A 9,094-nucleotide genomic window follows, 5' to 3' on the forward strand; every position below is an offset into this window, starting at 1 on the left:
GGGTAGCACCCTCCGGACGGATGACCGCCAGACGCTCGTTCCAGATCGCGTTCGCCGCGGCCTGGATCTCCTCGAACGACCCACCGAGCTCCAGCGCCAGGTTGTGCCGCGCCTGCTCCACACCGATGAACGAGGTCGCGATTCGCAGCGTCACCTCGGGTACGTCGAAGCTCGCGGCGCGCGCGTTGTCGCGTCCACCACGGGCCGCGCCGAAGCCGGTCGGGGCTGCCGAGAACTCGCCGTAGCAGTACATCCGGGTCCGCCCGAACTCGGACCCGTTCTCGACCCAGCCGGTGATCGCGGTGCCGTCGTACGAGAAGCCGCCGTTCTCGTCGATGGTGTCGAAGACCAGGTGCCGTCCGGCCGCGTCCGCCGGGAACGTGAACCGGAAGATCGCGCCGTGGTCGGTCGGCGCGAGTTCGGCGCGGACGCCGTTCGCGAGCGCGACCGAGTACAGGTCGGGGCGGGCGATCTCGTCGTCGTGGCTGAACGCGACGGCCCGCTCGGCCGGGTCGCCGAGGGGCTCGGCGGCGGCGACCGGCATGACCGTGAGCTGGTCGCGGTCACCCATCCACGGGCTCGGCTGGTGCGAGAACGTGAGGCCCTGCAGCTCCGGGCGGTTGTCCGCGTTGTTGGCGCGGTGGTACTCGTACGGCCAGCGGTACGTCGAGGCGTCGGTGACCGGGGTGACGAAGTTGAACCCGTTCGGCCAGGCGGTGATCGGGAGCGTGTTGCCGCGGGAGAAGTCCCGGCTGGCGTTGGTCCCGCGGCGGGTGTCGACGTACGCCGCCAGGTCCGACCCGTCCGGCTCCACCGGCGCCGGCCCGACCTCGACGTCGTCGATCCAGCCCGCGAACGGCCCGTTGCCCGGCGCATCGACGACCAGCACCAGCTGCGCGATCGTCCGCCCCGCCGCCGCAGTCAGGTCGACCTGGACGTCGTTCCACTGGTCGGCGTACAGGATCTTCGCGTCGCCCTGCCCCGCGGCGTCGGCGGGCTTCCCGTACTGATCGGTCCCGGCGTACCGCGTCCCGTCCGCGAACTCCACCTCGACCGCCACGTACGTCGCCGAGTACGTCAGCCCCGCGTCGAGCTCCGGATACACCTTGTACCGCAACCGATCCGCTACCGCGACGGTGTGCCCGCCACCGGGCAGCCGCACCTCCTGCCGCCCACCGGCCACCCCCGAGTACCGAGTCCCCTCCACACTCCCGAACCCACCCCGCGAACTCGTAGCCCCACCCGGCCCACCACCAGTCTGAATATCCACCCGGCAATCCTACGAAGCACGGCGGCGGCGCGGCCGGGGAGTTTCCATAGTGGACCCCAGCAGCTGCTGCTATTCTTGGTGCTACGAGGCCTTCGATGGCCGCGGAGAGAACGCCAGGTCTGCTGTCAGGCCCGCCGGTGAGGTGCGGCGCTCCGGTCCATCGAAGGCCTCGTCATTTCAGAATCCACCCGGCAACCACCATCGGTAGCCCGCAGGCGTCTCCGGCAGCACGATCGCCTCGAACCCGTCGGGCCGACGGATCTGATGCCGAACCGCCATCAGGTGGTGCTCCTCGAAACCTCCGTACTCATCCGCCTCGAGAGCCGCCCGCAGCATGCCGCAGTACTGGTCTGCTGCTTGCAGCCCGTCGAGCTGCCCTGGTCCGACGAAGGACGGCTTACCTCGCAGCAACTCCCAGGAGACCTCAGCCGTGTCCTGTGCCCGGAGCTTCTCGAACCACGCCAGAGTCTCGGCATGGTCGAAGCCTCGGACGTGGCCGAAGGTGATGACAAGGTCCCGTCTGCCGCCTGGCCACTCGTCCGCCGTGTGCAGGACCTGCCGCAGCAGGTTGCCCGCCACGAAGTTGTAGAACGCGACCTGATCGGGGATGTCCTGAACCACGGCTGCTTTCTCGACCAGCACCACATTGAGCACCACTCCTGGGACAACCGAAAGTTGGCCCGCGACGAACTGCCGGCGTGGAAACCTCTTGACGTGTTCGGTCCAGTGCAGAGGCTTGCGAGGCGGCACCGACAGCCGTCGGCGGCACTCGGCGACTGCACGGCGGAGCAGCGGGTCGTCCTCGTCTGCGACGACCACCGCGACCATGCCGAAGTACCGGGACGCGCGCGACGACAGACCACGGTCGCCGGTCTCGTCCACGTAGGCACGCACGAGTGGTCGTTCGAAGTACATGGGGTGACACCTTAGGTGTCATCCCATGGGTACGGCGGACCATGAAACGGGCCTGTGGATATCTGCCCCACGATGCCCCGGGTTGCCCCGATTCAGTGGGGTGGTTCGGGCGGGGTGTTGCCTGCCTGGATCCAGGTGAGGTAGTCGTGGGCGGTTTCGTGGGCGGGGCGGAGGTGGAGGTGGTTGGCGAGGGCGTGGGTGTTGTTCAGGTGGAAGGTGCCGTCGTTGGAGCCGTTGTGGGGGAGGTGGAAGCGGTCGACTGTTGGGGACCAGTTGATCGGGGGTGGGTTGGGGACCAGCGAGCGCCAGGTTTCGGCGAGGGTTGCGAGGGTTTGGGTGGGGCCTACGGCGTTGAAGGGGCCGGGGACTCGGTCGGCCGTCAGGTGGAGGAGGAAGTTGGCCAGGTCGCGGGCGTCGATGTACTGGATCGGCTGGTCGGGGCGGGCGGCGCATTCCAGAGGTTCGCCGTGGGCGAGGGCCCAGCCCCAGTTGCCGAAGTCGGGGTTGTGCGGGCCGATCACGAAGCCCGAGCGGACGGCGGCGGTGCGGGGGCCGAAGGTGGCGGTGAGCAACGATTCGTTGCGGACCTTGGACGGGCCGTAGAGGTCCATCGTGAAGTGGTCCTCCGGCGCGCCCGCGGGCCAGTCCAGCAGCGGCGCGGACTCGGTCATGCCGACGGCCGTCTTGCTCGCGTACACCGCGATCGACGACATGTACGTGTAGTGCCCGCAGCGGTCCCGCAGTACGGCGGCGCTCAGCGACACGTCCCGGACCAGGAAGCCGGACATGTCGATCACGCCGTCCCACTCGCCGGCGGCCAGTGCGCCGGGGTCGGCGCGGTCGCCGGTGATCCGGCGTACGTCGGGGAACAGCGACGGGTTCGTCAGGCCGCGGTTGAACAGGGTGACCTCGTGGTCGTCACGCAGCGCCGCCTCGACGACGTGCCGGCCGAGGTTCTTCGTACCGCCGAGAACCAGCAGCCTCACGACAACTGTCCGACCAGGTCCGCGAGTTCCGCGCGCAGCGGGGCGATCCAGTCCTCCGAGCCGGGGATCGTCCGGACGCCCTCCTCGATCACGAACGTCAACGCGAGCAGGCAGAAGCACGCCCCGCCGACCAGCAACTGCCGATCCACCAGGAACGGGTCCGCGCCCGAGACCTCGACGTACCGCGCCACGATCGGACCGCGGTCGTAGCCGACGGCAACGGCGTCCCGGATCAGCGTGTAGAGGTCGCTCAGGTGCGGGGCCAGATGCGCCAACGGCCAGTCGACGACGGTCCAGCGGGTGCCGTCGGTGACCAGGTTCTTCGGTACGAAGTCGCCGTGCACGACCCCGAGCGGCGCCTCCCGGTGCAGCCGGTCCAGCGCCTCCACCAGCGGCTCGAGCTCCAGGTCCAGGTCGATCCGCCCCGCGAGCTCCTTCACCCGGGACGGCGGAAACCCTGACGCGCCATCCACGGTCCCGCCGTGGATCCGCGCCGCCAGCTCGGCCGCCGCCACGAACCCGTCCGCGGTCGGCTCCTGTTCCAGCGTCACCCGGCCGACGTCGGCCAGCACGATCACCTCGTCGGCGCCGTACAGCAGCTCCGGCGCAGGCAGCCCGAGCGGTACGACGTACCGCTCGTACGCCGCTCCCTCGCCGGCCTGCGCGTCGCTCCCGCGCTTCACGATCACGCTGCGCAACCCGTACGACAGCCGCCTGACCTCCGACGACCCCCACTGCCGGAGCAGCTCCGAATGCACCGCATCCTCCCCCGGCGCCGCCAGCGCCTCCAGCACCACAGCACGCGGAACCCAGCCAGGAAGCATCCGAAAAGTAGACCACGCTCCGTCGCCCGACGCTCGCGAATTAGGGTGTGCGTATGACGAACCACGCCTGGGGCTTCGGCCTTGCCACCGTTACGACTGCCGGGGACGTCCTGGACGTCTGGTACCCGGCGCCCGCGCTCGGGTCCCGGCCGGACGACGCCAAGGCCCCGGCCGAGCTGGTCGCCGCCGAGGGGAACGACGACCTCCGGCAGGTACGGCGTGAGGTGGTCGTGACCGAGGTCGTGCTCGACGAGGCCCCGAGCGGTACGGCGGACGCGTACCTGCGGCTGCACCTGCTCAGCCACCGCCTGGTCCGTCCGCACGGCGTCAACCTTGACGGCATCTTCGCCGCCCTCCCGAACAACGCGTGGACGTCGCTCGGCCCGGTCCCGGTCGACGAGATCGAGAACGTCCGGCTCCGCACCCGCGCCGCCGGGCAGCACCTGAGCGTGACCAGCGTCGACAAGTTCCCGCGGATGACGGACTACGTCGTACCGTCCGGGGTCCGGATCGGCGACGCTGACCGGGTCCGGCTCGGCGCGCACCTCGCCTCCGGGACCACCGTCATGCACGAGGGCTTCGTGAACTTCAACGCCGGCACTCTCGGTACGTCGATGGTCGAGGGCCGGATCGTGGCCGGTGTGGTGGTCGACGACGGCAGCGACATCGGCGCCGGCGCCTCGATCATGGGCACGCTGTCCGGCGGCGGCAAGCAGGTGATCTCGATCGGCAAGCGCTGCCTGCTCGGCGCGAACGGCGGTACCGGCATCTCGCTCGGCGACGACTGCGTGGTCGAGGCAGGGCTGTACGTCACCGCCGGCACCAAGGTCACGCTGCCCGACGGCACCGTCGTCAAGGCCCGCGACCTGTCCGGCCAGCCGGGCCTGCTGTTCATCCGCAACTCGGTCACCGGTGCGGTCGAGGCCCGCCCGCGCAAGGGCGAGGGGATCACGCTGAACGAGGCGCTGCACGCCAACGCCTGACCATCCGAAAGTATGAATTCGGCAACCCGCCCGAGGCTGTGCGCGTCAATCCCGTCGTGAGGCAGGAACCTGTCACCCGCGCCTGTACGTTGGAGCGATATGCCGATGAAACGTGGTGCCCTCGTGGTCCTGGGCGGCATCGGCGTGCTCAGCCTCGCGATCGGCGCCGGGATCGCCTGGCTCGGCGGGAAGCGGATCGCGAACATCCTGCCGCCGCCTGAGCAGTGCACCGCGACGGTCAACGGGCAGCAGGTCGTGCTCGACTTCGAGCAGGCCGAGTCCGCGGCGATCATCGCCGGGATCGCGGTCCGGCGCGGGCTGCCGCCGCGGGCGGCGACGATCGCGCTCGCCACGGCGTACCAGGAATCAAACCTGCGGAATCTCGCGCACGGCGACCGGGACTCGCTCGGGCTGTTCCAGCAGCGCCCGTCGCAGGGCTGGGGTACGGCGAAACAGGTCCAGGACCCGTACTACGCGACCGGCAGGTTCTACGACGCGCTGGTGAAGATCCAGAACTACCAGCAGCTCGCGATCACGGTCGCCGCGGACAAGGTCCAGCGCAGCGCGTTCCCGAACGCGTACGCCGACCACGAGGCGGATGCGCGGGTGCTGGCGTCGGCGCTCACCGGGCAGTCGGAGAGCGTGTTCAGCTGCACCGTGAACAGCGCCGACGTACCGCAGGAGACGATGGGCAGGAACGGGCTGACGCCGCGGGCGGACGCGGTCCGGAAGGATCTGCTGCGGACGTTCGGGAGGCTGTCGACCGGCGGGTACGAGGCCGGCGGGGTGCGGACCGGGCACATGGCCGGGTCGGCGCACTACGACGGGCGGGCGATCGACGTGTTCGTCCGGCCGATCTCGGCGGCGCACACCACCAAGGGCTGGGCGATCGCGCAGTACCTGGTGGCCCGGGCGAAGCTGCTGAACATCCAGACGGTGATCTTCAGCGACAAGATCTGGACGGCGGGCGGGCAGTCGGACGCCGGGTGGCGCAAGTACACCCCACCGGAGCGCTCCGGAGACCCCAAGATCCTCAGGCACCTCGACCACGTCCACGTAGACGTTCTGGCCCAATAACAACAGCAGGGCGCCCCACAGGACGCCCTACTGTCCGCAACGAGTCAGTTACCCGTCGCTACGACCACAACCGCTTACTCGTCGTGTTCCTGCCCGACCTTCACAACTGCTTCGGGCTTACTCGTCGTGTTCCTGCTCTGCCCTCACAACTGTTTTTTGTTTTTTGTTCTTTACTCGTCGTGCTCTTGTGGCGGCAGGGCTGCGATGAACGGGTGGTCCTTGTCGATCTTGCCGAGCTTGGACGCGCCGCCGGGCGAGCCCAGGTCGTTGAAGAAGTCGACGTTCGCGGTGTAGTAGTCCTTCCACTGCTCCGGAGTGTCGTCCTCGTAGTAGATCGCCTCCACCGGGCAGACCGGCTCACAGGCTCCGCAGTCGACGCACTCGTCGGGGTGGATGTACAGCATCCGGTTGCCCTCGTAGATGCAGTCCACGGGGCATTCCTCGACACACGCGAGGTCCTTCAGGTCAACACACGGCTGCGCGATGACGTAGGTCACTGCTACTCCTCCTATGGCAGGCAAGCGCAGCGCGGGATTCGGGGTGCTGCGATGCGGTGATGCAAGGTGTCTCTAGTATCACGGTAGTACGTCGCCCACTGTGCCAGGAGTCCGGATCGTGTCAGGCCTTGGTGACCGTGATATCGGCCACCGTGTCGTCGTCCGGCACCGCATTCCCGGCGGGCTGACCGACGTGATCGGTGTTCTGCAGTCCGGTACGCCGGAACTCGTCACCGTCCGGCACGCCGACAGCACGCTGTACGACATCCCGGTCGCCGACATCACCGCCGCCAAGCAGATCCCGGAGATGCCGCTCCGCCCGGTCGACGTCGAGCAGCTGTTCCTGACCGCCGCGCTGGGCCGCCCAGCCGTGGAGCGGGCGTACATCGGCCACTGGTTGCTCCGAGCATCCGCCGGTTGGACCGGCCGCGCCAACTCCCTCCTCCCGACGGGCGACCCCGGCGTCCCCGTCCGGGAGGCGCTCCAGCAGGCTGAGGACTTCTACCGCAAGCACCAGCTACCGCCACAGGTCCAGGTACGCGTAGGCAGTCCCCAGGACGAGCAGATTCGCGCCCTCGGCTGGGTGGACGCCCGCCCGGACCAGTCCGACGTACTCGTCATGCACACCACCCTCGACCACGTGAACGCTGCCCCGAAGTACGACGTGCAGCTGACAGAGCGGCCGGACGACGCGTGGTACGCCGCTGCCTTCGAGGGCCCAGTACCGGCAGTTGCACCCCAAGTACTCGAGGGGGCGGCCAAGGCGATGTTCGCATCGGTCATCCTCGAGGGGCGCGTGGTTGCCGTCGGGCGTGGGGCTATGACAGGGCACTGGCTCGGTGTAGACGCTCTTCGCGTGGTTGACGGCTTCCGGCGACGTGGGCTCGGTACGGCGGTCCTGCAAGGCCTGGCGCGTTGGGCAGGCCCCGAGGGCGGCCGCCGTACCTATCTGGAAGTCGTACTGGAGAACACCCCCGCAATGGCCACCTACACCCGCCTGGGCTACCAAGAGGCGTACCGGTACCGCTATCTCACCAAGCGCTGAGCCGCCGCGGCCCCAACGACCGCCAGCACCGCAAAGCCCGCCAGTACGACGCTCAGAGCCCTCCCAGGGTCAGCCGCGAGCGCTGTGTACGCAGAGCCCGCCACAGCAACCCCCAACGCACCAGACAGCTGCGCGTTGGTAGCCACCACCCCGGACAGGTCAGCGGCGTACTCCGGCGGCAGGCTGGACGTCACCGCGCCGATCAACGTGTTGGCGCTGATCCCGAGCCCCAACCCGCCAACACCGAGCAGAACGAACAGCAACGGCCCGCTACGTCCGCCAAGCATCAAATACACCAGCACGCACACGTAGCCCATCGCTAGCACCAGACAGCCCACAACCGGCATCCACTGCACTCCCCTGCGCAGTCTCGGGAGCACAGGCCCCGCCAGCCCGAAGGCAGCCACCCACACCACCATGGCGAACCCGGAGTACGCCGGACCCTTGTGCAGGCCGCCCTGCAGGTAAAGGGCGAGTACGAACAGCAGGGCGAAGTACGAGCCGCTGGTGCACCCGTGAGCGAGCAGCCCGGCGCGGACCGAGCTGCTGCCCAGTACCTCCCGTGCGATGAGCGGCCGGCCACCACGGGCAGCCGTACGCCGTTCGCCGTACTCGAAGAGCAAGAGCGCCGGGAGGCTGAGCAGGAGGCACAACCAGGACCAGGTGGGCCAGCCGCGCTCAGCACCGAGCAGGAGCGGCACGATGACGAGCAGAACCGTCGTACACAGGACGAGTACGCCGCCGAGGTCCAGGCGGTCCCGGCGACCCGGCAGCTCGGGCGGGAGCAGGCGGCGTCCGGCGATCAGCAGCGCGACGCCGATCGGTACGTTGACCAGGAAGATCGGGCGCCAGCTGGTGCCGAACAGGTTCGCGGCGATCAGCACACCGCCGAGCAGTTGCCCGGCCACCGCGCCGCCGGACAGTGCGATCGAGAAGTACCCGAGCGCCTTGAGCCGGTCGCGGCCGTGGAAGTGCAGCTGGATCCCGCTGAGCACCTGCGGCACCATCAGCGCGGCCCCGGCGCCCTGGACGAACCGCGCGCCGACCAGCGCGCCGATCCCCGGCGCCAGCCCGCAGGCGAGCGACGCCGCGGTGAAGACCGTCAGGCCGAGCAGGAACGTCCGCCGGTAACCGAAAGACGTGCCGAGCCGGGCGCCGGTGATCAGCAGCACCGCGAACGCGACGACGTACCCGGAGACGACCAGGCCGACCGCCCCGGCCGAGGCCCCGAGGTCGGTCCCGACCGACGGCCCGGCGATGTTCGCCACCGCGGTGTCGATGTTGGCCATGAACTGACCGGTGAGCAGCACGGCGAGGACCGCGCCCCGGTTGCGAGTGATGAGCACGGTCATCGAACGGTGTGAGGCCACTGAGATGTGAGGGCGCTACCCTCGCATGCCATGGCGGATCACGTGATTGAGCGGCCGGAGTACCCCGGGGACTTCGAGGGGACGGTGCGGGTGGAGTACCGGCCGCATCCGGACGACGGGGTCGCGG

General features: G+C 69.2%; 8 protein-coding genes and 1 pseudogene. 3 read left to right on the forward strand and 6 right to left on the reverse strand.

Translation table 11 applies throughout. The features are described 5' to 3' along the window. The 4 genes and pseudogenes from VFF46_RS39365 to VFF46_RS39380 form a co-directional block, all read right to left on the reverse strand. Positions 1 to 1,270 (reverse strand): annotated as a pseudogene (locus VFF46_RS39365) (glycoside hydrolase family 92 protein); the annotation flags it as partial. Between the two features lie 177 nt (positions 1,271 to 1,447). Then, positions 1,448 to 2,185 carry a DUF3800 domain-containing protein gene (locus VFF46_RS39370; RefSeq protein WP_325042381.1) on the reverse strand — a complete coding sequence of 246 codons (738 nt, stop codon included), beginning with the start codon at positions 2,183 to 2,185 and terminating at the stop codon, positions 1,448 to 1,450. Between the two features lie 92 nt (positions 2,186 to 2,277). Further along, positions 2,278 to 3,171 carry an NAD-dependent dehydratase gene (locus tag VFF46_RS39375; RefSeq protein WP_325042382.1) on the reverse strand — a complete coding sequence of 298 codons (894 nt, stop codon included), beginning with the start codon at positions 3,169 to 3,171 and terminating at the stop codon, positions 2,278 to 2,280. Continuing rightward, entirely contained in the window at positions 3,168 to 3,995 is an 828-nt protein-coding gene (locus VFF46_RS39380) for a phosphotransferase family protein (protein WP_325042383.1), read from the reverse strand. Before VFF46_RS39380 ends, VFF46_RS39375 begins: the two co-directional genes overlap by 4 nt. Positions 3,996 to 4,048: 53 nt before the next feature. Here VFF46_RS39380 and dapD point away from each other — a divergent pair, with 53 nt between their 5' ends. Together dapD and VFF46_RS39390 are read left to right on the forward strand one after the other, a co-directional pair. Continuing rightward, on the forward strand, positions 4,049 to 4,978 hold the full coding sequence (gene dapD, locus VFF46_RS39385; protein ID WP_325042384.1) for a 2,3,4,5-tetrahydropyridine-2,6-dicarboxylate N-succinyltransferase: 930 nt from the start codon (positions 4,049 to 4,051) through the stop codon (positions 4,976 to 4,978). Between the two features lie 105 nt (positions 4,979 to 5,083). After that, a complete protein-coding gene (locus VFF46_RS39390; protein ID WP_325042385.1) occupies positions 5,084 to 6,055 on the forward strand; it encodes a hypothetical protein in 972 nt (323 codons plus the stop codon). Between the two features lie 170 nt (positions 6,056 to 6,225). Here the strand turns inward: VFF46_RS39390 and fdxA are convergent, their stop codons facing one another. Then, positions 6,226 to 6,552 carry a ferredoxin gene (gene fdxA / locus VFF46_RS39395; protein WP_012923087.1) on the reverse strand — a complete coding sequence of 109 codons (327 nt, stop codon included), beginning with the start codon at positions 6,550 to 6,552 and terminating at the stop codon, positions 6,226 to 6,228. Positions 6,553 to 6,670: 118 nt separating this feature from the next. On the opposite strand from fdxA, the gene VFF46_RS39400 reads away from it, so the two are divergent. Next, entirely contained in the window at positions 6,671 to 7,597 is a 927-nt protein-coding gene (locus VFF46_RS39400) for a GNAT family N-acetyltransferase (RefSeq protein ID WP_325042386.1), read from the forward strand. Here VFF46_RS39400 and VFF46_RS39405 read toward each other — a convergent pair. Beyond that, complete coding sequence (locus tag VFF46_RS39405; RefSeq protein WP_325042387.1) at positions 7,579 to 8,949, reverse strand: MFS transporter; 1,371 nt, start codon at positions 8,947 to 8,949, stop codon at positions 7,579 to 7,581. The genes VFF46_RS39400 and VFF46_RS39405 overlap by 19 nt on opposite strands. Positions 8,950 to 9,094: the final 145 nt, after the last annotated feature.

Source organism: Kribbella sp., from assembly GCF_035655035.1.
Lineage (GTDB): Bacteria > Actinomycetota > Actinomycetes > Propionibacteriales > Kribbellaceae > Kribbella.

What these genes read in the sequence shown, in the direction of transcription:
- VFF46_RS39405 (WP_325042387.1), bottom strand. Translation starts at nt 8,949, where the DNA reads ATGACCGTGCTCATCACTCGCAACCGGGGCGCGGTCCTCGCCGTGCTG.
- VFF46_RS39390 (WP_325042385.1), top strand. Translation starts at nt 5,084, where the DNA reads ATGAAACGTGGTGCCCTCGTGGTCCTGGGCGGCATCGGCGTGCTCAGC.
- VFF46_RS39380 (WP_325042383.1), bottom strand. Translation starts at nt 3,995, where the DNA reads ATGCTTCCTGGCTGGGTTCCGCGTGCTGTGGTGCTGGAGGCGCTGGCG.
- VFF46_RS39370 (WP_325042381.1), bottom strand. Translation starts at nt 2,185, where the DNA reads ATGTACTTCGAACGACCACTCGTGCGTGCCTACGTGGACGAGACCGGC.
- dapD (WP_325042384.1), top strand. Translation starts at nt 4,049, where the DNA reads ATGACGAACCACGCCTGGGGCTTCGGCCTTGCCACCGTTACGACTGCC.